20 protein-coding genes are annotated in these 23885 nt (G+C 67.1%); 10 read left to right on the forward strand and 10 right to left on the reverse strand.

Translation table 11 applies throughout. The annotated features are described in order from the left end of the window. Positions 1 to 807: AarF/UbiB family protein (locus K0S66_RS15775; protein WP_301076432.1), on the forward strand; the 807-nt coding region annotated here is incomplete at its 5' end. 4 nt (positions 808 to 811) lie between these two features. Here K0S66_RS15775 and K0S66_RS15780 read toward each other — a convergent pair. Next, complete coding sequence (locus K0S66_RS15780) at positions 812 to 2098, reverse strand: aspartate kinase (RefSeq protein WP_301076451.1); 1287 nt, start codon at positions 2096 to 2098, stop codon at positions 812 to 814. 52 nt (positions 2099 to 2150) lie between these two features. Here K0S66_RS15780 and ubiG point away from each other — a divergent pair, with 52 nt between their 5' ends. Continuing rightward, a complete protein-coding gene (gene ubiG, locus K0S66_RS15785; RefSeq protein WP_301076433.1) occupies positions 2151 to 2945 on the forward strand; it encodes a bifunctional 2-polyprenyl-6-hydroxyphenol methylase/3-demethylubiquinol 3-O-methyltransferase UbiG in 795 nt (264 codons plus the stop codon). Between the two features lie 80 nt (positions 2946 to 3025). Here the strand turns inward: ubiG and K0S66_RS15790 are convergent, their stop codons facing one another. Together K0S66_RS15790 and K0S66_RS15795 are read right to left on the reverse strand one after the other, a co-directional pair. After that, the gene (locus K0S66_RS15790) at positions 3026 to 3796 is read right to left on the reverse strand and encodes a class II aldolase/adducin family protein (RefSeq protein ID WP_301076434.1); all 771 of its coding nucleotides are present in this window, start codon (positions 3794 to 3796) and stop codon (positions 3026 to 3028) included. 41 nt (positions 3797 to 3837) lie between these two features. After that, positions 3838 to 4872: an alcohol dehydrogenase family protein gene (locus K0S66_RS15795; protein ID WP_301076435.1), complete on the reverse strand. Its 1035-nt coding sequence runs from the start codon at positions 4870 to 4872 to the stop codon at positions 3838 to 3840. A 237-nt stretch (positions 4873 to 5109) separates the two neighbouring features. Between K0S66_RS15795 and clpB the strand changes: the two genes are divergently transcribed. Beyond that, positions 5110 to 7689 (forward strand): ATP-dependent chaperone ClpB, encoded by a 2580-nt coding sequence (gene clpB, locus K0S66_RS15800; RefSeq protein ID WP_301076436.1) that lies wholly within the window; start codon positions 5110 to 5112, stop codon positions 7687 to 7689. A gap of 64 nt (positions 7690 to 7753) precedes the next feature. On the opposite strand, the gene K0S66_RS15805 is transcribed toward clpB, so the two are convergent. Continuing rightward, positions 7754 to 8575, reverse strand: a complete 822-nt coding sequence (locus tag K0S66_RS15805; protein ID WP_301076437.1) for an inositol monophosphatase family protein — start codon at positions 8573 to 8575, stop codon at positions 7754 to 7756. A 63-nt stretch (positions 8576 to 8638) separates the two neighbouring features. Between K0S66_RS15805 and K0S66_RS15810 the strand changes: the two genes are divergently transcribed. Continuing rightward, positions 8639 to 9178 (forward strand): peroxiredoxin, encoded by a 540-nt coding sequence (locus K0S66_RS15810; protein ID WP_301076438.1) that lies wholly within the window; start codon positions 8639 to 8641, stop codon positions 9176 to 9178. 90 nt (positions 9179 to 9268) lie between these two features. Then, positions 9269 to 10285 carry a GGDEF domain-containing protein gene (locus tag K0S66_RS15815; protein WP_301076439.1) on the forward strand — a complete coding sequence of 339 codons (1017 nt, stop codon included), beginning with the start codon at positions 9269 to 9271 and terminating at the stop codon, positions 10283 to 10285. Positions 10286 to 10686: 401 nt separating this feature from the next. Here K0S66_RS15815 and K0S66_RS15820 read toward each other — a convergent pair whose 3' ends face one another. Further along, positions 10687 to 11319, reverse strand: a complete 633-nt coding sequence (locus K0S66_RS15820) for a YbhB/YbcL family Raf kinase inhibitor-like protein (protein ID WP_301076440.1) — start codon at positions 11317 to 11319, stop codon at positions 10687 to 10689. Positions 11320 to 11392: 73 nt separating this feature from the next. Between K0S66_RS15820 and K0S66_RS15825 the strand changes: the two genes are divergently transcribed. Next, entirely contained in the window at positions 11393 to 11818 is a 426-nt protein-coding gene (locus tag K0S66_RS15825; RefSeq protein WP_301076441.1) for a DUF1810 domain-containing protein, read from the forward strand. A gap of 54 nt (positions 11819 to 11872) precedes the next feature. Here K0S66_RS15825 and pepN read toward each other — a convergent pair whose 3' ends face one another. Next, positions 11873 to 14470, reverse strand: a complete 2598-nt coding sequence (pepN, locus tag K0S66_RS15830) for an aminopeptidase N (protein WP_301076442.1) — start codon at positions 14468 to 14470, stop codon at positions 11873 to 11875. Between the two features lie 218 nt (positions 14471 to 14688). Here pepN and K0S66_RS15835 point away from each other — a divergent pair, with 218 nt between their 5' ends. Genes K0S66_RS15835 through K0S66_RS15845 form a run of 3 tightly spaced genes read left to right on the forward strand, consistent with a single transcriptional unit; the run spans position 14689 to position 18479 of the window. Further along, on the forward strand, positions 14689 to 16365 hold the full coding sequence (locus K0S66_RS15835) for a M28 family metallopeptidase (RefSeq protein WP_301076443.1): 1677 nt from the start codon (positions 14689 to 14691) through the stop codon (positions 16363 to 16365). A gap of 15 nt (positions 16366 to 16380) precedes the next feature. After that, a complete protein-coding gene (locus K0S66_RS15840; protein WP_301076444.1) occupies positions 16381 to 17661 on the forward strand; it encodes a M48 family metallopeptidase in 1281 nt (426 codons plus the stop codon). Continuing rightward, on the forward strand, positions 17658 to 18479 hold the full coding sequence (locus K0S66_RS15845; RefSeq protein ID WP_301076445.1) for an NAD(P)-dependent oxidoreductase: 822 nt from the start codon (positions 17658 to 17660) through the stop codon (positions 18477 to 18479). The genes K0S66_RS15840 and K0S66_RS15845 overlap by 4 nt, the downstream gene beginning before the upstream one ends. Here the strand turns inward: K0S66_RS15845 and K0S66_RS15850 are convergent. The 4 genes from K0S66_RS15850 to nadB form a co-directional block, all read right to left on the reverse strand. After that, positions 18389 to 19306, reverse strand: a complete 918-nt coding sequence (locus K0S66_RS15850) for an EamA family transporter (protein ID WP_301076446.1) — start codon at positions 19304 to 19306, stop codon at positions 18389 to 18391. The genes K0S66_RS15845 and K0S66_RS15850 overlap by 91 nt on opposite strands. A 62-nt stretch (positions 19307 to 19368) precedes the next feature. Further along, positions 19369 to 20373 (reverse strand): beta-eliminating lyase-related protein, encoded by a 1005-nt coding sequence (locus tag K0S66_RS15855; protein WP_301076447.1) that lies wholly within the window; start codon positions 20371 to 20373, stop codon positions 19369 to 19371. Between the two features lie 76 nt (positions 20374 to 20449). Then, positions 20450 to 21571, reverse strand: a complete 1122-nt coding sequence (locus K0S66_RS15860; protein ID WP_301076448.1) for a serine hydrolase — start codon at positions 21569 to 21571, stop codon at positions 20450 to 20452. 116 nt (positions 21572 to 21687) lie between these two features. Beyond that, positions 21688 to 23268: an L-aspartate oxidase gene (gene nadB, locus K0S66_RS15865; RefSeq protein WP_301076449.1), complete on the reverse strand. Its 1581-nt coding sequence runs from the start codon at positions 23266 to 23268 to the stop codon at positions 21688 to 21690. 189 nt (positions 23269 to 23457) lie between these two features. Between nadB and K0S66_RS15870 the strand changes: the two genes are divergently transcribed. After that, positions 23458 to 23885, forward strand: a 428-nt coding sequence (locus tag K0S66_RS15870; RefSeq protein WP_301076450.1) for an aminopeptidase P family N-terminal domain-containing protein, incomplete at its 3' end; no start/stop codon positions are given.

Consider the following 23885-nt stretch of genomic DNA (forward strand, 5'->3'; position numbering starts at 1 on the left):
TGGGATTATACGTCCGAAGCGCTGATCGTGATGGATCACATCCCGGGCGTGCCGCCGCGCAATGCGCAGGTGCTGCGCGATGCCGGGATCGACCCCGCCGTGATCGCCAGCTCGGGCGCGGACATCGTGCTCCAGATGGCGCTCATCAACGGGCGCTTCCACGGCGATCCGCATCCCGGCAACCTCCTGTGCCTGCCCGGCGATCGCATCGGCATGATCGACTTCGGCCTCATCGGCCATGTCAGCCCGCGCCGGCGCGAGGAGTTCATCGCCTTCGTCCAGGCGCTGGTAACCGACGATCCCGCCCTGCTCGCTGAAACGCTCGCGCGCTGGGCAGAGCTCGAACATCAGGTCCCGCGCTTCATGCCGATCGCGGAGGGGCTGGTGATCCGCCACGGCCGACGGCTGGTGCTGGCCGATCTGGTCGCCGACCTGTTCGGCACGCTGCGCGAGGAGAAGCTCGCCTTCCCGCCCGATCTCCTTCTGCTGTTCAAGGCGCTGATCACGCTCGATGGCGTGCTGGGTGCCATCGAGCCGAGCTTCGACCTTGCCGCCGCGATGCGCCGCGCCAGTGGCCGGCTGGTGATGGAGCGCCTCTCGCCCGAACGCTGGTCACGCCGCGCAGCCGCGGTCGCGCTGGAAGTCGATCGCCTTGGCAACGATCTCCCGCGCCTGATCCGCGCGCTCGCCCGCCGCGCTGAAGCGCCGCCGGCGCCTGCCCCGGCTCAACCGTCCGACAGCCGCATCCTCGCGGCCGCGCTGATCGTCGCCGCGCTTATCATCGCAGCGGCGATCATGCTGACCTAGCGGCTCAGGCGGCCTCGTCGGCGTCGAGGCCGTAGGCGGTGTGCAGCACGCGCACCGCCAGCTCGGTCTCGTCCTCGTTGATCAGCACGCTGACCTTGATCTCGCTGGTCGAGATCGCAAGGATGTTGATCCCACGCGCGCCCAGCGTCGAGAACATCGTGCTCGCGACGCCCGCATGGCTGCGCATGCCGACACCGACGACGCTGATCTTCGCCACGCGCGTGTCGTGCACCAGCTCCTTGAAGCCGATCGCCTCGCGCGCCTGGTTCAGCGTCTCGATCGATCGCGCGAGATCCGCCGCCGGCACCGTGAACGTCACGTCGGTCGAGCCTGACCCATGGGCGATATTCTGGATGATCATGTCGACGTTGATGTTCGCCGCGGCGAGCGGCTCGAAGATCGCCGAGACCGAACCCGGCTTGTCGGGCACTGCGGTCAGCGTGATCTTGGCCTCATTCTTGTCATGCGCGATGCCGGTGATCAGCTGGCGTTCCACGTTACCACTCCCTTCAAGCGCTACTTCCTCGTCGCCCACGATCATCGTTCCGGGCAATGTATCCGCCATCGGTGCATCCTCGCCGGTGAACGACGACAGCACCTGGATTCGGACATTTTCCTTCATCGCCAGGCCCACCGACCGCGTCTGCAGCACCTTGGCGCCGACGCTGGCGAGCTCCAGCATTTCCTCATACGTCACCTTGGCGAGCTTGCGCGCGCGCGGCACGATGCGCGGATCGGTGGTATAGACGCCGTCGACGTCGGTGTAGATGTCGCAGCGATCCGCCTTGATCGCCGCCGCCACCGCCACCGCAGACGTGTCGGATCCACCGCGGCCAAGCGTCGTGACGCGCCCCCGTTCGCCCTCTTTGGCATGCACGCCCTGGAAGCCTGGGATCACCGCCACTTCGCCGGCGCCCATGCTGGCGAGCAGCGCCTCGGCATCGATCGTTTCGATCCGCGCCTTGGCGAAAGCGTCCGACGTGTTGACCGGCAGCTGCCAGCCCATCCAGGACCGCGCCGGCACGCCGATCGCCTGCAGCGCGATCGCCAGCAGCCCGCTGGTGATCTGCTCGCCGGCGGAAACGACGACGTCATATTCCTTGGGATCGTAGAGTGCGCTTGCCTCGCGGCAGAAATTGACCAGCCGATCGGTCTCGCCAGCCATCGCGGAAACGACCACCGCGACCTCGTTGCCCGCCGCGGCCTCGCGTTTTACCCGCGCCGCGACCGAGCGAATCCGCTCGATCCCCGCCATCGAGGTGCCGCCGAATTTCATGACGATGCAGACCACGGGATACTCTCGGGTGCTTGGGGAAAACAGGCGCGCCTGATAGGAAAGCGCCATGGCCGACGCAACTGTAACAACCGATACCGTTCCCCCCGCGGGCCTGCCCGATCGTCCGAAGGGCGGCGACGGCGGTCACGCCAGCATCGTCGCACGTGAGGCGGCGCATTTCGGCGCGATGGCCAGCGAATGGTGGGATCCGCGGGGTTCGTCCGCGATGCTTCACCGCCTCAATCCGGTGCGGCTGCGCTATATCCGCGAGCAGGCCGACCGGCATTTCGATCTCGATCCCGCCAGCTTCACCCCGCTTGCCGGGAAGACTGTGCTTGATGTCGGCTGCGGCGCCGGCCTGCTCGCCGAACCGCTCAAGCGCCTGGGCGGCGCCGTCACCGCCATCGATGCAGCGGGGGAGAATATCGCGGTCGCGCGCGATCACGCCGCGCAGGGCGGGCTGGTGATCGATTACCGCGCCGGCGGCGTTGAGGCGGTGGCCGGCGAGACGTTCGATCTCGTCACCTGCATGGAAGTGATCGAGCATGTCGCCGATCCTGCGGCGTTCGTCACCGGGCTCGCCGGCGCAGTGGCAGAGGGCGGCCTCCTGATCATGTCGACTCCCAACCGCACGCCCGTGTCACGGCTGGCGATGATCACGCTGGCGGAGGGTACCGGCCGGATTCCGCGTGGCACACACGATTGGGATCGCTTCATCACACCCGAGGAACTGGGCGAGATGCTCGCCGCCGCTGGCTTCACGGTGCGCGATACGCGCGGCATCGCCTTCTCGCCGACTAGCGGCTTCACGCTGTCCGACTCGCTGACGCTGAACTACCTCGTCACCGCGATCCGCGCGTAAACCAGCCCAGCCCAGCCCAGCCCAGCCCAGCCTCGACCCCCGTCGCCCGGCGACACGCGCCGGGTGACGAGGACGCGGCATCAGTTGCGGAAGCTCGGGTCGATCCGGTCCAGCTTGCGCAGCAGCGCCGGCCACGCCAGCTTCTCGGCCAGCTTGCCCATCCCCGCAGGCGCGCTTTGCCCGGCGACCTTGTCCTCCACGCCCTGCGGCGGATTGTTGAGGTTCTCGCGCCCCGCCGACAACATCAGCACCTGCGCCTCACACGCGCGCTCGAGGAAGTAGAGCCGCAGGAAACAGGAAGCGACACTGTCGCCGACCGCCAGCGTGCCGTGGTTACGCAGGATCATCGCGTGCTTGTCGCCAATGTCCGCCACCAACCGCTCGCGCTCGTCGAGGTCGGTCGCGATACCCTCATAGTCGTGATAGGCGACATTGTGCTGCGCGATCATCGCTGTCTGGGTGTGCGGCAGCAGGCCGAATTCCATCGCCGACACGGCCTGGCCGTGCGGGGTGTGGAGGTGCATCACGGCCGCGGCATCCTCGCGCGCCATGTGGATCGCCGAGTGGATGGTGAAGCCCGCCGGGTTCACGGGATGATCGGTGTGGCCGACCGGCTTGCCCTCGACGTCGATCTTGACGAGGCTGGAGGCGGTGATCTCCTCGAACATCATGTCATACGGGTTGATCAGAAAGTGATGCTCCGGCCCCGGCACCCGGGCGGACAGATGGGTGAAGATCAGATCGTCCCAGCCGTACAGCGCCACCAGGCGGTAGGCCGCGGCCAGATCGACCCGCGCCTCCCACTCACCGGGGGCATATTGGCTGGTGTCGATTGATGCCAGCGTGGCCATGGCATTCTCTCCTTTTGTGCGATTTGCCGCGGACTATAGCCTCACTCCGGCGTCATCACCACCTTCAGCGCCTCACGTCGGTCGAGGATCGCGTACGCCTCGGCGCCTTGCGACAGCGACAGGCGGTGCGAGATGTAGCGCTCGGGCTTTAGCTGCCCTTTCTGCACCATCGGGATCAGTTCCTGCCACCAATGCGGCACCGAACAGGTGCCGGTGCGAAACGTCAGCCCGCTGGCGAAGGCGCGCTCCATCGGGAAGGGAAAACGGCGCGTCTGGTTGACGCCGAGGCACGATACCGTGCCCCATTTCCCCACCAGCCGAAGCGACAGGTCGATCGTCGCATCCGCGCCTACCGCCTCGACGACACTGCTGCACATCCGCCCCTTGGTGTCCTCGCGGATGAACTGCACCGCCTCCGCAGGATCGATGCCGATCGCGCCCAGCCCTTCGGCGATCGCGCGCCGCTCTGGCACCAGATCGATCGCATAGACGCGCCCCGCGCCCATCGCGAGGCAGCCCTCCACCGCCATCAGCCCGATCGGCCCCAGTCCCACGACGGCGACGCTCGCGCCCGGCTTGATGTCGGCGTTGCGCACCGCCATCCAGCTGGTCGGCAGCGCGTCGGTCAGCATCAGCGCCTGTTCGTCGGTGATCCCGTCAGGGATGCGCCGCGCGTTCACGTCGCCGGCTGGCACTCGCACCGCTTCCGCCTGGCTCCCCTGCAGCGCCGCCGAAAGGCCGTAACAGCCAGACCCGTTGTTCTCGCACTCATGCACCCGGCCCATCAGGCAGCCGGGGCAAGCGCCGCAGCCGACCGCGGCGGAGATCATCACCCGATCACCCGATTTCAGATTGCGCACCGCGCGGCCGGTCTCGACTACTTCGCCCACCGCCTCATGCCCGACGCAAAAGCCCTTATCTTCGGAAAAGCCGTGGCCGTGATAGATGTGCAGGTCACTACCGCAGATCGCGCAATGGTTCACGCGGACCAGCACATCACGGTCATCCTGCAATGCCGCATCCTCGGTCGAGCCGTATTGGATGTCGCGCGCGCCGAAATACCGCAAAGCCTTCATGAGCCTCTCCTTGTGCTTTTGCGCCAAGCGGAGCGGAAGCGCGCGCGCACGTCAACCGGCATCGGAAATCCCGCATAGCCTCGCCTGATCGCCTTACCGACAACGGCTTCCGGCCGCGAAGCAGAAGGTACCGCCGCCTCTGGACGCGCCCGCACCGCGTCGCCATCTTTCACTGTGCCGCTCTCTTGTGTTGCTATTAAGCAACACCACATGATGCTCGAAGGATACAGGGACACCATGAACCTCGAGAAATTCACCGACCGCGCCAAGGGCTTCCTCCAATCGGCGCAAACCGTCGCAATCCGCATGAACCATCAGCAGATCGCGCCAGAGCATCTGTTGAAGGCGCTGCTTGAGGACGAGCAGGGCATGGCCGCGGGCCTCATCCAGTCGGCCGGCGGCGATGCACGCCGCGCAGTGACGGAGACGGACGCCGCGCTCGCCAGGATCCCCGCGGTCAGCGGCTCGGGCGCGCAGTCGACGCCGGGGCTCAACAATGATGCCGTGCGCGTGCTCGACCAAGCCGAGCAGATCGCGCAGAAGGCCGGCGACAGCTACGTCACCGTCGAACGCCTGCTGGTCGCGCTCGCGCTGTCGCTCAACACCCCTGCGGGCAAGGCGCTGCAGGCCGCGGGCGTGCGCGCCGACGCGCTCAACAGCGCGATCAACGACCTGCGCGGCGGGCGCACCGCCGATACCGCGAGCGCCGAGGATCGCTATGACGCGCTGAAGAAGTTCGCCCGCGACCTCACCGAGGCGGCGCGCGACGGGAAGCTCGACCCGGTGATCGGCCGCGACGAGGAAATCCGCCGCACCATCCAAGTCCTCGCCCGCCGCACTAAGAACAATCCCGTGCTGATCGGCGAGCCCGGCGTCGGCAAGACCGCCATCGCGGAAGGCCTCGCGCTGCGCATCGCCAATGGCGACGTGCCCGATACGCTCAAGAACAAGACGCTGATGGCGCTCGACATGGGCGCGCTGATCGCCGGCGCGAAATATCGCGGCGAGTTCGAGGAGCGACTGAAGGGCGTGATCGACGAGGTGAAGGCCGCCGAAGGCGACGTCATCCTCTTCATCGACGAGATGCACCAGCTGATCGGCGCCGGCAAATCCGAAGGCGCGATGGACGCCGGCAACCTCCTGAAGCCGGCGCTTGCCCGCGGTGAGCTGCACTGCGTCGGCGCCACCACGCTCGATGAATATCGCAAATATGTCGAGAAGGACCCGGCGCTCCAGCGGCGCTTCCAGCCGGTGTTCGTCGGCGAGCCGACGGTCGAGGACACGATCTCGATCCTGCGCGGGCTGAAGGAGAAGTACGAGCTTCACCACGGCGTGCGCATCACCGATGGCGCGCTCGTTTCCGCCGCGACGCTGTCGAACCGCTACATCACCGATCGTTTCCTGCCCGACAAGGCGATCGACCTGATGGACGAGGCCGCGAGCCGCATCCGCATGGAGGTGGAGTCGAAGCCGGAGGAGATCGAAACGCTCGATCGCCGCATCCTTCGCCTCAAGATCGAGCGCGAGGGCCTGCGCCGCGAGACCGATGAGGCGTCGCAGGACCGGCTCGAGAAGATCGAGGAAGAGCTCGCCAATCTCGAGCAGCAGTCGGCCGAGCTTACCCAGCGCTGGCAGTCCGAGAAGGACAAGCTGGCCGGTGAGGCGAAGCTGAAGGAGCAGCTCGACGCTGCCCGGCTGGAGCTGGAGCAGGCGCAGCGCCAAGGCGATCTCGCCAAGGCGGGCGAGCTTTCCTACGGCCGCATCCCGGCGCTGGAAAAGCAGCTTGCCGAGGCGCAGGGCGCCGCAGCCAACGCCATGCTGCGCGAGGAAGTGACCTCAGAGGATATCGCCGGCGTCGTCGCCCGCTGGACCGGCATCCCGGTCGAGCGGATGCTGGAGGGCGAGCGCGACAAGCTCCTCAAGATGGAGGAAGTGATCGGCAAGCGCGTGATCGGCCAGGCCGATGCCGTGCGCGCCGTCTCCACCGCCGTCCGCCGCGCCCGCGCCGGGCTACAGGATCCGAACCGGCCGCTCGGCTCGTTCCTGTTCCTCGGGCCGACGGGCGTCGGCAAGACGGAGCTCACCAAGGCGCTCGCCGAATTCCTGTTCGACGATTCCAATGCGATGGTCCGCATCGACATGAGCGAGTTCATGGAGAAGCATTCCGTCGCGCGGCTGATCGGCGCGCCTCCCGGCTATGTCGGCTATGAGGAAGGCGGCGTGCTGACCGAAGCAGTGCGGCGGCGGCCCTACCAGGTCGTGCTGTTCGACGAGGTGGAGAAGGCGCATGGCGACGTGTTCAACGTCCTCCTCCAGGTGCTCGACGATGGTCGCCTCACCGATGGCCAGGGCCGCACGGTCGACTTCTCGAACACGCTCATCATCCTGACGTCGAACCTCGGCAGCCAGTATCTCGCCAATCTCGGCGAGGGCGAGGATGTCGAAACGGTCGAGCCGCAGGTGATGGAGATCGTCCGCGCGCACTTCCGCCCGGAATTCCTCAACCGGCTGGACGAGATCATCCTCTTCCACCGCCTGGGCCAGGCGCACATGGGGCCGATCGTCGACATCCAGGTGGCGCGGGTCGGCAAGCTGCTGGCCGATCGCAAGGTGACGCTCGACCTCACCGACGCGGCGCGTGCGTGGCTTGGCCGGGTCGGCTACGATCCGGTGTACGGTGCCCGCCCGCTGAAGCGCGCGGTGCAGCGCTACCTGCAGGATCCGCTCGCCGATCTCATCCTTCGCGGCGAAGTGAAGGACGGCAGCACGATCAAGGTCGATGAAGGCGACGGCAAGCTTTCGCTGACCGTCGTCTGATTACCGCTGGGGAGGGGGCATAGGCACCCTCCCCCGGCACTGGCGCGCGCCCGGCGCGCCCGCCTCAATGATCGTGGTGGTCGTGCGCGCCCGGCGCGGCATGCAGCGCCTCCAGCACCTCGTCCATCCGCGCGGCGTCTCCGATCGCCAGCACCTGGCCCGTACTCGCCTCGGTCAGCGGATCGCCGTTCCAGTCGCACATCCGACCGCCCGCCCCTTCGACGATCGGCGCCAGCGCCGCAAAATCGTACAGCGCCAGCCCCGCCTCGCACACGATGTCGAGGTGCCCGCTCGCCAGCAGCCCGTAATTGTAGCAGTCGCCGCCATAGACCGGCCCCTGCCGCGCGTGCCCCCCCGAAACCGCCGCGACCAGCGCCATGAAATACGGCACTTCGTCGTCGTTGAAGGCATGCGGGCTGGTCGTCGCCAGGATCGCGCCCTCCACTTCGCGGCACGTGCGGGTCCGTGCCGGCGCGCCGTTGAACAGCGTCGGCCGCCCGGCCGCGCCGATCCAGCGTTCGCGCTGCACCGGCTGATCGATCACCCCCATCACCGGCCAGCCATCCTCAACCAGCGCGATCAGCGTGCCGAAAATCGCGCGCCCGACCGTGAAGCTGCGCGTCCCGTCGATCGGATCGAGCACCCATTTGCGCCCCGTCACGCCATCCTTGATGCCATATTCCTCGCCATGCACCGCATCACCCGGCGCTTCTGCATCGAGGATGCGGCGCATCGCCGCTTCCGCCGCCCGGTCGGCCAGCGTGACAGGCGAATGGTCGGCCTTCATTTCGGTGCCCAATTCTCCGCGGAAATAGGGGCGTATTGCCTCCCCGGCAGCATCGGCGAGACGGTGGGCAAGGGCGAGGTCGCTTTGGCGGATCGGCATGGCACAGCCCTATCGCGGCCCGCGCGCGCGCGCTAGAACCGGCGCACCAACGGGAGATACCCTGTGCGCCACGTCCTTGCCCTTTCAGCTGCCCTGTCGCTTACCCTTGCCGCGCCGGCCAGCGCGACGCTTGCCGTGGGGGCCAAGGCACCCGATTTCACCACCCGCGGCGCCATCGCGGGCAAGGTCGTGAACGTTAATCTCGCGCGACAGCTGAAGAATGGGCCGGTCGTGCTCTACTTCTTCCCCGCCGCCTTCACTGCCGGCTGCAATGCCGAGGCGCGCGCCTTTGCGGAGAATGTCGACAAATTCCGTGGCGCCGGTGCGACGGTGATCGGCATGTCGGCCGATTCGGTGGAGGACCTGACGAAATTCTCGGCCGCGGAATGCGCCGGTCGCTTCGCGGTGGCCAGCGCCGGGCCGCGAGTCGTTAGCGGCTACGACGTCGCGCTCGGCCGCCAGGTTAAGGGCCGCGATGCGACTCGCCGGACCAGCTACGTCATCGATCGCACCGGGCGCATCGCCTTCGTCCACGATGACATGTCGGCCGAACGCCACGTTGCCCTCACGCTCGACGCCGTCCGCCGTCTCGCTAAGTCGTAACATTGGAAACGCTCTGTTAGCGGTTCTCCATTAGCGTGTGTTGCGATCCGGGGCTGGCTGGCAGGCCCGGGGGAGGAAACGGACCAGCAGGTGAAGGTAAGCACAGCCGAAACAGAGGCCTTCAGCCTCTACGAGGCCATTGGCGCCTTCCTCGCGATCCATCGCCTCAGCGCGGAACCAGCCTATTACGCGCTGGCCTATGAAATCATCAGCCAGCCCACCGGCGTGCTGGCGCAAGCGGTGGCGGCGCGCACCGATGGCGGCGTGCGGCTGACGCAGCATGACATGGCTGAACTGGGCGTGCTCTCGCGATCGGGGCGCCCTGCCCCGCCGCAGCCCACTCCGGAGGATGCGGAGGACGAAGCGTTCGTCAGACAACTCACGACACAGCTGGGCGATTTTACCGCTACCGTGCGGGCGATCCATGCCGAAACGAGCGACTTTGGCCGCGATCTGATCGCCACCGCCGCGGCGATGCGCCAGTCCGATCCGGCGTCGACGCGTAACTATATCGGTGAACTCACCGCCGCGATGATCGATCGCGTCCGTCAGGCCGAGGAGCGGCTTGCGGCGGCCAAGGCGGAAGCCGAATCGCTGCGCGTCGCGCTGGAGGAGGCGCGCAGTGACGCGCGCCAGGATCCGCTGACCGAACTGGCCAACCGCCGCGCCTTTGACGAGGCGCTGGCCGCGCTCGATCCTCGCACCCCGGTGATCTTCGCGCTGTGCGATATCGACCACTTCAAGCGTGTGAACGATCAGTTCGGCCATGCGGTGGGCGATCGCGTGCTGCGCGCGGTAGGACAGACGATCGCGGCGGAAAGCGGCGGCGCGCTGGTCGCGCGCTATGGCGGGGAGGAATTCGCGTTGCTGCTCGTCGGGCTCACTCTCCGGACCGCGACCGAAATCGTCGATCGGGCACGCAGCGCGGTGGCGGCGCGCCGCTTCCGTTCGCGCGCCACCGATGCGCCGATCGGAACGGTGACCATCTCAGCCGGGCTTGCGATGGGCACCGCGGGCGAAACGCGTGAGACATTGTGTGCGAGAGCGGACGCTGCGCTGTACCGGGCGAAAACTGCCGGTCGCAATCAGGTGCTCAGCGCCGTTTGATGGTGCGTTCCGCCGCGTCAGACTGGCGATATTTCCCAACCCTGAACGAACGCTCAGCTAAGTTGTTGATTCTACGTCGGGCAAGTGAGTTGGCACGCCCCATGCAAGTACCCTTGGCATCGACGCCGGATGGTCCGGCAGCCGAAAAGACCAAGGGAATTGCACCATGTTCGTCCGCCTGAACCAGCTTCACCAGCATGCCGCCAGCCTCGCCGGCGCCATCTTCTTCGCCGCCCTGATGATCAGCGCCGCGGTTCCGGTGACCTCCATCGCCTGATCGCCTGATTAGCTGATCGCCTGATCGGCGCCACGCTCATCCCATTTCCCGAAAGGATTGTTTCGATGGTCCGCTCTGCTTGCCTCGCCCTTGCTGCCTTTGTCAGCGTCTCGGGTCTGCTCGCTTACGTCGACGCCGCCGCCACCGCCGTCTGAGTTGGCGTAGCGTCGGCCGGCTCCCCACGTGAATAGGTTCCGATAAGCAGTCCCGCTGCCAGCACATGCCCGGTCATGGCGCGCACCAGCGCCGTTCGACCGGGCGATGCGCCGGGATCGCCCGCCCCCGCGCCAAGCGCGAATAGCTGAAACACATAGCGATGCTCGCCATGACCGGTCGGTGGATCAGGTGGCAGCCATCCTTCGCCTAAGTAGGAATTTCGCCCCACATCGCCCTGGGCTGCGATCCCGGCCCCGTCCGCCACTATCGCACCTTCTTCGAGGCGACCGGCATCGGCCGGCATCCCCCACACCACGGCATGGACCAACGGCTGCGGCGCCGGTGCATCGGCATCCTCCACCAGCAGCGCCAGCAACGCCGTGCCCTCCGGCACCGCGCCCCATGTCAGGGGCGGCGACACGCCCTCGCCATCCGCGGTGAAGCGCGGCGGCAAACGCGCCTCCTGCGCAAATGCCGGGCTCATCAGGTCCAACGCATCAAATGTCCCGCCCAGTTCGGGCTGCACGATCGCCAGCTTGTCCGCACCCGCGCGTACATTGCCCAGCGTCCGACCCAGCCAGGCGGGGATATGTTCCAGCATGTCGCCTCCATCTTGCCTGCGCCTTCAACGCACGAGGGTGCATCCGCGATGCGAGTTGCGCGTTGGAGGGGGCATGGACGGCCAGTTCAATCTCGACCGCTTCGTCACTGCGCAGGAGGGCAGCTATACCGCCGCGCTGGCGGAGTTGCGCCAAGGCCACAAGACCAGCCACTGGATGTGGTATGTGTTCCCGCAACTCCGCGGCCTCGGCCACAGCCCCACGGCGCAGCATTTCGGCATTGCCTCGCTGGACGAGGCACGCGCCTATCTCGCGCACCCCGTTCTCGGCCCGCGCCTGCTTGAGGCATCCGCAGCGATGGGCGCGGCAAGCGGCAGCGCGGAGGAGATTTTGGGGCCCGTCGACGCGATGAAGCTGCGTTCCTCGATGACGCTCTTCGCGCTCGCAGCCGCCGACCCCGCGCCGTTTCGCGCCATTCTCGACCGGTTCTTCGACGGTCCTGATCCGGCCACGCACGCGCTGCTGCGCCACGCCACCTGAGCTGCCCCGCCGCGCTCAAAACCCGTCGGGCTGCACGGCGGGGGAGATGAGCGCTCATCCGTCGAGGCTCTTGGACGCTTGCTCGAACAGGTCCTTTGACAGCCCGGCGGTTCCCACGATCCGCTCCAGTTCCGCGCGCATCAACGCCGCGCGCGCCGGATCGAACCGCCGCCAGCGGCCGAGCGGCGGCAGCAGCTTTGCCGCCGTCTGCGGATTGAGCCGGTCCAGCGCGATCAGCTGGTCGGCAAGGAAGCGATAGCCCGCGCCGTCAGCCTGGTTGAACGCACGCTGGTTGACCGCGAACGCGCCAATCAGGCTGCGCGCGCGATTGGGGTTGGCCAGCGTGAAGTCCGGATGTTCGGCCAGCGCGCGCACCGCCGCCAGCGTATCCACCCGCGTCGACAGCGCCTGTGTCTGGAACCATTTGTCCAGCACCAGCGGATTGCCGGCATACCGGTTGTAGAAGATGTCGAGCGCCGCATCGCGCAGGTCGCTCTCGCCATTGACCAGCACCGATAGCGCGCCCTGCCGGTCGGTCATGTTGTCAGCGCGTTCGAACTGGCGGAACGCCAGCGCCGCCGCATCGCCGTCACCGGATGCCGCAATATAGCCCAGCGCCACGTTGCGGATCCGCCGGGCCGCTTTCGCCGCCGGGGTATATTCATACGGCCGATCGGTCTCGTTGGCGTCATAGATCTCCCGCCAGCGATCGGCGAGCGCACGGCCGAGATCGGCGCGCAGCGCCTCACGCGCGCGAAAGATCGCGTCGGGATCGACCACGCTCAGCTGGTCGCCGATGAAGCTTTCCGACGGCAGCAGCACCGCCTCCGCCACGAAGGCGCGATCCAGCGTCGGGTCGTCCAGCGTGTCCGCGACCGCAGCGATCACCGCACCATGATCCGCCTCTCCCTCGACTGCCCCGGCCACCAGCGTATCCAGCATCAACTGCTGCATCGCCTCATAGCGCGCGAATGGATCGTCATCGTGCCGCGCCAGAAATGCCAGATCCTCCGCGGTGCGATCGCTCTCGATCGTCACTGGCGCCGAAAACCCGCGGTTGATCGACAGCACCGGCCGTTCGGCAATGCCGTCGAACACGATCGTCTCGCTTGCATCCTGCAACAGCACCAGCTGCTCCGCGCACAGCGGACGGCCGGTTTCCGCGCCGAACAGCCGGATCTTGAGCGGCAGCACCATCGGCTCTTTCGCCGACTGGCCAGGGGTCGGCGGCACATGCTGCGCCAGCCGCAGCGTCGCCCGCCCGCCGTCATGCGCCAGACTGGCCGCCACGCGCGGCGTCCCCGCCTGGCTGTACCACAGGCGGAACCGCGACAGGTCGACCCCGCCGCCCTCTTCCATACAGGCGACAAAGTCCTCGCACGTCGCCGCGGTGCCATCGAAGCGGTCGAAATACAGGTCGCACGCCGCCCGGAAGCGTGTCGGCCCCAGAATCGTCGCCATCATGCGGATCAGCTCGGCGCCCTTGTTGTAGATCGTCGAGGTGTAGAAGTTCGAGATCTCGAGATAGCTTTCCGGCCGTACCGGATGCGCCAGCGGGCCGGCATCCTCCGGAAACTGGCTGGCGCGCAGCCCGCGCACATCCTCGATCCGCTTGACCGCCGCCGATCCCTGGTCGGCGGAAAAGCCCTGGTCGCGGAAGACGGTGAACCCTTCCTTCAGCGACAGCTGGAACCAGTCGCGGCAGGTGACCCGGTTGCCCGACCAATTGTGGAAATACTCGTGCGCGACCACCGTGGAGATTGCGTCATAATCGTAATCGGTCGCGGTGTCGGGGTCGGCCAGGATGTAGCGGCTGTTGAAAATGTTCAGCCCCTTGTTCTCCATCGCGCCGAAATTGAAATCATCGACCGCCACGATGTTGAACACGTCGAGGTCATATTCGCGGCCATAGACCCGCTCGTCCCACGCCATCGACAGCTTCAGCGCGTGTAGCGCGTGGTCCGTCTTCGCCAGGTCCGCCTCGCGCACCCAGATGCCCAGCTCCACCTCACGCCCCGACCGCGTGGTGAACGTGCCGGGATTGCAGGCAAGATCGCCGGCGACCAGCGCGAACAGATACGACGGCTTGGGGAACGGGTCGTGCCATTCGGCCCAGTGCGTGCCATCGCCATTGTCGCCGCTCGCCACCGGATCGCCGTTCGCGAGCAGTACCGGATACCGCGCCTTGTCCGCGCTCATCCGCACGCGATAGGTGGCGAGCACGTCGGGCCGGTCGGGGAAGAAGGTGATGCGGCGAAATCCCTCAGCTTCGCACTGCGTGCACAGGTTCCCGCCCGATGCGTACAGCCCCATCAGCTGGGTGTTGCGGTCGGGCGCGATCTCCACCTCGGTCTCGATCACATGCGAGTCGCCGGTCAGCGGGATGACCAACTGCTCGTCCTCGATCCGCCAGTCATTCACCGCCGCGCCGTCGACCAGCACCGCCAGCGGCGTCAGCCCGTCGCCATCGAGTCGCAGCGGCTCGCCCGCCTTGCCATTGCGCCGCACCTCCAGCCGTGCGCGCACCCGCGTCGCTGCGGGATCGAGCGCAAAGTCGAGCGCTACCTGCGGCACCAGCCACGCCGGCGGCTGATAATCCGCGCGGCGATGGACGGCCGGGGCAGCGGCGGCGGCGAAAAGAGCGTCTTGCATGACAGGAGATATAGACGGCGCGCGATCCGGTTCCATCGGTAATGCTTGCGGCCCGCTCCCCCGATGCTACGACTTGCGCCATCAAGCCGCCCAACCCTTGTCTTTCGTGTCGAGTAAGGTCGAGCCACGTGCCGCTGGCGCCCGCTGCCGGCCGCATGGCGCCAGCCGTTTCGCGCACACGTCAGGATCGGGACGGGCGCCATCACCACAGGATATCCATGCGCCGCCTCGCCATTGCTCTTTGCTTTGCCACCCTGCCCGTCGCTGCCATTGCGCAGCAGGCTCCAGTCACCACCAACACGAAACCCGCCGCCACTTCGCCTGCCGCGCCGGCAACGTCCGCCGCGCCGCTCTCGCCGGGCGCCGCGGCGATCAAGTCGCACGTCATGTTCCTCGCCTCCGATGCGATGAGGGGGCGTGAGGCTGGCAGCTCGGAATATGACATTGCGGCGGAATATGTCGCTTCGCAGTTCTTTGCCGCCGGGCTGAAGCCAGCGGGCGACAAGGGCGGTTACCTGCAGGAAGTGCCGCTGGTCGCCTACAAGACCGATGGCGAGGGGAAGCTGGGCATCACGCGCGGCGGCACCACGCTGCCGCTCGCCTATGGCACCGACTATGTCCCCACGGCGAACCCGCGCGCGAAGCAGACCGATCTCTCCGCCCCGGTCGTGTTCGTCGGCTACGGCATCGTCGCCCCGCAATATGGCCGTGACGATTATCGCGGCGTCGACGTGAAGGGGAAGATCGTTGCCTTCGTCAGCGGCTCGCCGTCGAAGATGACGGGCGAGGAACGTGCCTGGCTCGGCTCCGCCGCGACCAAGGCGCGCTTCGCTGCCGAGCGCGGCGCGATCGGCACGGTCACGCTCTACACGCCGCGCAGCGAGAAGCAGCGCCCCTTCGCCAAGCTGGCGGAAGGCAGCAGCCACAGCCGCATGACCTGGGCCAATCCCGACGGCACCGGCCATGTCGAGGAAGGCGGCATCCCCTCGCTTGCGACGCTGAGCCTCAGCGGCGCGGAGAAGCTGTTTGTCGGCGCGCGCACCAGCTGGGCGAAGATCGCCAAGGAGGCGAACAAGGCCGATGCCCGCTTCACGCCTGAGGCGCTGCCGACGACGCTCTCGGCGTCGGTCAAGACCAGCTTCACGCCCGCGCGCTCGTCTAACGTCATCGCCATGCTGCCCGGCAGCGATCCGGCGCTCGCCAAGGAAGTGGTCGTCCTCTCCGCGCACCTCGACCACGTCGGCGTCAGCGGAAAGGCGGATGACAAGATCCACAATGGCGCGCTCGACAATGCGATCGGCATCGCCAGCCTGATCGAGGAGGCGAAGCGGTTCCAGAAGGAAGGCGCGCCCAAGCGCAGCGTGCTGTTCCTCGCCGTCACCGCCGAGGAGAAGGGGCTGATCGGCAGCGACTATTTCGCCAATCACCCGACCGTCCCGGCATCGTCGATCATTGCCAACGTGAACCTCGACATGCCGATCCTGACTTACAAGTTCGAGGACATGGTGGCGTTCGGCGGCGATCGGTCGACGCTGGGCCCGATCATCAGCCGCGCGGTGGAAAGCGCGGGCGTCGCGCTGTCGCCCGATCCGATGCCGGACGAAGGCATCTTCGTGCGGTCGGACCATTTCCGCTTCGTGCAGAAGGGCGTGCCTTCGGTGTTCCTGTGGCCGGGTCAGAAGGGGCCGGGCAAGGCCGCGGTCGAACATTTCATGTCGACCAACTATCACAAGCCGAGTGACGACCTGTCGCAGCCGATCCAGTGGGAGGAAGGCGTGCGCTTCGTCGATGTGAACTATCGCATCGCGCGCGACATCGCCGACGCGCCCACGCGCCCGGTCTGGAACAAGGGCGACTATTTCGGCACGTTGTTCAAGGGGCCAATGGCCCCGTAACCGGGGGAACAGGGGATGAGGAAGGTGATGGGGGCAGCGCTGCTGGAGGCAGCGGCGTTGCTGCCTGCGATTGCGCAGGCGCAGGGGGCAAATCCCGGCTTCGATGTCGACGCGGCGACCCGCGCCTACCTCGATCTTCTGCAAGGGCCGGCACGGGCGAAGTCGGACGCCTATTTCGAGGGCGGATACTGGCTGATCCTGTGGAACGCGGTGGTCGCGGTGCTGGTCTATGGCGCGCTGCTCGCCAGCGGCCTTTCGGCGCGGATGCGCGATCTCGCCGAGCACCGCGTGAAGCGCCGCTGGCTCGTTCCCGGCCTTTATGGCGTGCTGTTCACGCTCGTCAGCTTCCTCCTGTTCCTGCCGTGGACCATCTACACCGGCTTCGTGCGCGAGGCGCAATATGACCTGATGAGCCAGACGTTCGGCGGCTGGCTGATCGATCAGCTCAAGGTGCTCGGCGTGTCACTGGTGGTGAATACGCTGCTGTTCACCGCCATCTACGCGGTCATCCGGCGGTTTCGCCGCAGCTGGTGGGCGATCGGCACCGCGGTGGTCGTCGGCTTCCTCACCATCGGGCTGCTGCTCGGGCCGGTGTTCATCGAACCGTTGTTCAACCGCTACACCGAAATGCCCGCCGGCCCGCTGCGCGATCGCATCGTCGCAATGGCCGAGGCGCATCAGATCCCGGCCACCCATATCTATGTCGCCGACGCCTCGCGTCAGTCGAAGCGGATTTCCGCCAATGTCGCGGGCCTCGGCCCGACGATCCGCATCGCGCTCAACGACAATCTCCTGAACCGCACGTCCCCCGATGAGGTCGCCGCGGTGATGGGGCATGAGATGGGCCATTATGTGCTGGGCCACATCTGGTGGTTGCTCTTCTGGTTTGGGCTGGCGGTGCTCGTCGTGTTCCTGGCGCTCTCACAGATCGCGCCGCGGCTGATCGCGCGCCACCCGCGCTGGGGCGTGCGCGACGTCAGTGATCCGGCCGGTGCCCCGCTGCTGCTGGCGATCGCCAGCGTGATCGCTGCCTTGGCGACGCCCTATATCAGCAGCGTGACCCGCTGGGAGGAAAGCGAGGCTGACCGCTTCGGTCTCGATGCCGCCCGCGCGCCCGACGGCTTTGCCGCGGTGGCGATCCGCCTGTCCGAATATCGCAAGCTTGAATCCGGCCCCATCGAGGAGTTGCTGTTCTTCGATCACCCTTCGGGCGCGACGCGCGTTCGGATGGCGATGCAATGGAAGAAGGATAACGTGCCCGGCGCCACGATGGTCGAACCGACGCTCGCGAAATGAGCCGCCTCTTCATCTTCGGCCTCGGCTATGCCGCCAGCGCGATTGCCGACGCCGCAGGCGGCCCGGTGCTCGCGACGACGCGCGACGGGCGGGGCGGCACGATCCGCTTCGACGATAGTGACGCGGTGCGCGCCGGGCTGGCGGCGGCGACGCATGTGCTCTCGTCAGTGCCTCCCGATGACGCGGACGATCCGGTGCTCGCGCACTACGGCTCGCTGCTGGATGGCAAGTGGCTCGGCTATCTCTCCTCCACGGGCGTCTATGGCGATGCCGGCGGGGCATGGGTGGACGAAAGCGCGCCCATCGCTGGTCGGCGCGCCGCGCGCAACACGGCGGACGCGGCATGGCTGGCGCTGGGCGCGCGCGTTTTCCGCTTGCCGGGCATCTACGGCCCCGGCCGCTCCGCGCTCGACCGTGTAGCGGCCGGCAAGGCGCATCGCACCGCGATCCCCGGACAGGTGTTCAGCCGCGTCCATGTCGATGACATCGCGCGCGGCGTGGTCGCCGCCTTCACCGCGCCGGCGGGCGCCTACAATCTCGCCGATGATTATCCGTCCAGCCAGGACGCGGTGATCGACTATGCCGCCGCGCTGCTCGGCCTGCCGCCGCCCCCGATCGTCCCGCTCGACAGCCTGTCACCGATGGCCCGCGCCTTTTATGCGGAGAACCGGCGCGTCGCGAACGGCAAGGCGAAACGCATGCTCGGCTGGCACCCGCTCTGTCCGGACTACCGGTTGGGCCTGCGCGCGGTCAGCGCAATGACCAGGCCGAAAGCGGCCAATGCTGCGCCGGAAGCGGCCAATGTTGACCAGCGATAGCCTTCGAAGACGGTGGAAAGGGCCATGGCGATCACCGGCACGATCACGCTGGAATAGGCTGACTTCGCCGGTCCGATGATCCGGATCACTCCGAAGTACAGCGGGAAGGCCAGCGCGGACGCCGCCAGCCCGAGGTACAGGATCCCCGCGACATACCCCAGCCGCCACTCCATCACCGGCGGCCCCACGGTGAACCACGCCCATGCCGCATCGAACACCCCGCCCATCAGCATGGCGATCGCGGTGGTGCGCAGCATCGGATAGCGCCGCGCAGTCTGCGTCCCTTGCATGACGTTGGCGCTGGAGGCGGACAGAATCGCGCACAATGTCAGTGCGATACCGGTCAGCGCAGTGGCGGGTCCGTGTGGGTCGGTGCGCACCTCATGGACGAACAACAGCGCCACGCCGCCCATCGCCACCGCCGATCCGACGATCAGCTGCCGCCCCATCCGCTGGCCCAGAAAGATGCGCCCGAACAAGGAATTGGGGATCAGCAGCAGCGCAAACACCACCGCCACCAGCCCCGATGTGATGAACTGTTCGGCGCGATAGACGAAGTTGAAGTTCAGCACGAACTGCGCCAGCCCCAGCGCCGCCGCAAAGGCATAGCCGCGCGCGTCGATGGTACCAGGCTCGCGCCGGATCACCGCCCAAGCCAGCAACGCCACGCCTGCCACCAGGAAGCGATAACTGACCGACCATGACGGCGGCACCACCCCCAATTGGTCGCGAATCACCAGCCAGGTGGAGCCCCAGATAAGCGTCACAATCCCGAACGGGATCAGCACGGCGGCGCGCGTGGATTGCGGTGGCGGGGCGGCGGTCATTGGCCGCGCCTACCGGGGTTTTCGACCGGTTGCCACTCCCCTCCCACGCTCTTTACAACTGGTCAGCCGAGCGCTGCGATCGCCTCCGCCAGTGGCTGGATATCCGCCGCCCTCTGGTTCCACGACACCACCAGCCGCGCCTCGCCGGGCCCCCAATCGTAGAAGTCGAAACCCTTGCTGCGCAGCGTTGCGGCCTCTTCGGGTGACACGCGCAGGAACACCTCGTTCGCCTCCACCGGATGCACCAGCCGCTCGCCCGCCGCGGCTGCGATCAGCGCGGCCCCCTCATTGGCGTTGCGCGCATTGGCCAGCCACCGGTCTTCCTCCAGCAGCGCCAGGATCTGCGCGGCGAGATAGCGGCCCTTGGAGAACAGCAGGCCGGCACGCTTGCGGCGATAGCGGCTCGCCTCCACCAACCCGCGTTTGAAGAAGACCAGCGCCTCCGCGCCCATCCCGCCATTTTTGACGAACCCCATGCTCAGCGCGGTGACCCCGGCGCGCCAAGTCATGTCGGCAGGCGAGCAATCCGCGTGGACGAGCGCATTGGCGAAGCGCGCGCCATCCATGTGCAGCGCCAGCCCATGGTCGCGCGCCAACGCACCGATCGCCGCCACTTCGTCCGGACGGTACACCATCCCATATTCGGTCGCGTTGGTGATGGAGATGACGTGCGGCTGCACCTGGTGCACATCCTTACGGATCGTGCCCAACAGCGCACGCAGCGTATCGGGGGTCAGCTTCGCGCCGTCGCCGCCCGCCAGCAGCAGCTTCGCACCATGGGTGTAGAATTCGGGCGCGCCGCATTCGTCATTCTGGATGTGCGCGTCATGGTGGCACAGCACCGCGCCGTGCGGCGGGCATAGCGCTGCAAGCGCCAGGCAGTTGGCCGCCGTTCCGGTGGGCACCCACAACACCTCGACCTCGGTTTCGAACAGCGCGGACAGCCGCGCGTCCAGCATCTTGGACCAGCGATCCCCGTCATAGGCGGTGTCGAGCACATCCGCCTCCGCCATGGCGGCCAGCACGGCGGGATGGACCGGGGCGGCGTTGTCCGAAAAGAAGCGCATAGCCGTGCCTTGCGGCGCGCCAGGCCGGCCGTCAATCGACACCGATCAAGCGACGATCGTTGTCGCGGGTACCGGCTCAGGTCTCGGGATCGTCCTGGTCGCGCGACGCGATCGTCGGCGCGCCGCGATAGCCGCTGACGGTGGCCGCCACCGCCTGGATCAACTGCTGCCGATCGCGCATCGGCCGGGTCGTGTCACCGATCATCACCGCGACTGCATAGCGGCGACCATCCGGCGCGGTCATCAGGCCGACGTCGTTGAACCCTGCGTTGCGCCGTCCCAGTTCCTGCCCCGTCCCCGTCTTGTGCGCCAACGTCCAGCCGGGGGCGATCCCCGCCTTCAGCCGCGCGCGACCGGTGCGGCTCGATTCCAGCGTGGAGATCATCAGCCGGGTGGATGTTTCGGACAGCAATTCGCCGCGGGCCAGCCGGGACAGCGCGTCGGCAATCGCCAGCGGGGCCGCGCCGTCGGGCGGATTGTCGATATAGGCCTGCATGGCGCGCGCCCGCACCGCCGGATCCAGTTTCGCGCGCTGGACCGAGAAATTGTTGCCGATGCTCATCGACTGGTCCCAGGTCAGTCCCGCCGTCTTCGCCTGCAGCAGCCGCTCGCCCGGCCCGAAGCGGATATCGCCCAGCCGCTTTCGTTCAATGAACTCCCGAACCGCATTGGGACCTCCGACCACGGTGAGCAGCCGGTCGTTCGCAGTGTTGTCGCTCTGCGTCAGCGCGCGGAACAGCAAATTGCCGACTGTCGTGTTCCACGTGCCGCCTTTCACCAGATAGGCGACCGGCTGATGGAACAGCGTCAGGTCGTTGGTCGTGACGCTGACCGGATCGTCGAGCTTCAGCCGCCCGGTGTCGCGCTGATCCAGCACGGTCATCGCGACCCACAATTTGCTGACGCTCTGCTGCGGCAACAGCCGGCGCCCCCCAGCCTCAATCGTCCAGCCGTCGTCCACCGCGCGTACCGCGACGCCCGCGGTGCCGGGGAATTCGCGGACCAGTTGCTGGATCGATGTCTCCAGCCCGCGCGGCGCCCGATTGACCGGCAGCGGCTTGGGCTTGGGGACGGGGATCGCCACCACATAGGATGGTGCCGGCGCGGGGGCGACGGCGCGCGCATTGCGCGAGGGTGGTTCTCCGACACAGCCGGCAAGGGCGAGCAACGCGGCTCCCGCTCCCAACCGCCCGATCATGATCCTCGCCTGCCCCAGCTCATGACTAGGGAGGCTATCTGAAAAGTCGCCATTGAAAACCGGAGGTTACCGCATCTGCGATGAACGGCGCCTGTGGTGCGATGAACAGGACTGGTTCATGGAACGAGTACCGTATCGACCGGCGTCTCCAGTGTCTCTGGCCAGTCCAGCGTATAATGCAGCCCGCGGCTCTCGTGCCGATGCAGCGCCGATCGGACGATCAGATCCGCCGTCTGCAACAGGTTCCGGAGCTCGATCAAGTCCGGCGTCACGCGGAAGTGGCCGTAATAATCCTCGATCTCGGCGGTCAGCATCTTGATGCGATGCTGCGCGCGCTGCAGCCGCTTGGTCGTGCGAACGATCCCGACATAATTCCACATGAAGCGGCGGATCTCGGTCCAGTTCTGCTTGATCACCACTTCCTCGTCGGAATCGGCGACCCGGCTCTCGTCCCAGGGCCGGATCTTTGGCACGGGCGGCAGCGCATCCCAATGGGCGGCGATATGCTGCGCCGCTGCCTCACCGAAGACGAAGCATTCCAGCAGCGAATTGGACGCCAGCCGGTTCGCGCCATGCAGCCCGCTTTCGGTGCACTCCCCTGCGGCATAGAGGCCCGGCAGGTCAGTCCGCCCGTCTCGATCCACCACGATCCCGCCGCAGGTATAATGCTGCGCCGGCACCACCGGGATCGGCTGCACGGTCATGTCGATGCCCAGCCCGATCAGCTTCTCGTAGATGTTGGGGAAATGCCCGCGCACGAAATCGGCCGGCTGGTGGCTGATGTCGAGATGGACGTAATCCAGGCCATAGCGCTTGATCTCGGCATCGATCGCCCGCGCCACCACGTCGCGGGGCGCCAGCTCCAGCCGCTCGGGATCATAATCCACCATGAAACGGTGGCCGTTCAGCGGGTTGATCAGCCGCCCGCCCTCGCCGCGCACCGCTTCGGTAATCAGGAAATTCTTGACGTCGAGATTATAGAGGCAAGTCGGGTGGAACTGCATCATCTCCATGTTGGAGACGCGGCAACCCGCGCGCCACGCCATCGCAATGCCGTCCCCCGTCGCGCCGCGCGGCGCGGTGGAAAACAGGTACGTCCGCCCCGCCCCGCCGGTCGCCAGGATGGTGGCGCGCGCTGTGTACAGGTTCACGTGGCCGCTCTTGCGATCCACGGCATAGACGCCCCACACGTTGCCTGCGCCCGAATAGCGTTCCTCGTGCCGGCTGGTCGCGAGGTCGATCGCCACCTGATCGGGGACGAGCGTGATGTTGGGATGTGCCTCGGCCGCCCGCTGCAGCGCCTCCTGCACGGCCCAGCCGGTCGCGTCATCGACATGCACGATGCGCCGGTGCGAATGGCCGCCCTCGCGCGTCAGGTGGAGGGCATTGCCCTCCTGCGCGAACGGCACGCCCAGCTTCTGCAACCGCTCGATCGCCGCCGGGGCATTCTCCACCACGAACTCGACGATCTCGCGGTCGTTGAGCCCCGCGCCCGCCACCATCGTGTCCTCGACATGGTTCTCGAACGTGTCGCCAGGTTCCAGCACCGCGGCGATCCCGCCCTGCGCCCAGGCGGTGGACCCTTCGTTGAGCGCGCCCTTCGCAAGCACGGTAACCTTGAAACGGTCAGCCAGGTTCAGCGCGGCGGTCAGGCCAGCAGCGCCTGAACCGACGATGAGTACATCCGCGCCCGTCATGCGCAGCCATAAGGAAGAACGACCATCGCGGCTGCATGGCACGAAGCGCGCGCATCTGCCATATCGGACGGGTAAAGCTGGCACGCGCCATCTCCATCCGTGCCGAGCTTGTCGAAGCGCGCGGCCTCGACAGGATCGGAACGAGCGGAGACGGCATGGCGCCGGGACCAAGCGCCCAAGGGAAATTCCATGTCCACCTACACCGACCGCCTCACCGCCCTGCGCCAGCAGCTCGCGCGCCAGCAGCTCGACGGCTTCGTCGTGCCGCTGACGGACGAGCATATGAGCGAATATGTCGGCGCCTATGCGCAGCGCCTTGCCTGGCTCACCGGCTTCCAGGGTTCTGCCGGAACGGCGGTGGTGCTGCCGGCAGAAGCCGCGATCTTCACCGACGGCCGCTACACGCTGCAGGTACGCGAACAGGTATCGGGCGACGATTGGCAGTTCGTCGGCGTTCCTGACACCAGCGTGTCGGACTGGCTGGGTGCCCACGCCAAGGAGGGCGCCCGGATCGGCTATGATCCGTGGCTGCACACACGCGCCTGGGTGGATGAGGCAACGCGCGCGCTGGCGGCGGTCGGCGCGACGCTGATCCCGGTAGACACCAATCCGGTCGA

The organism is Sphingomonas sp. (assembly GCF_029239295.1).
In the GTDB taxonomy this organism is placed as follows: Bacteria; Pseudomonadota; Alphaproteobacteria; order Sphingomonadales; family Sphingomonadaceae; genus Sphingomonas.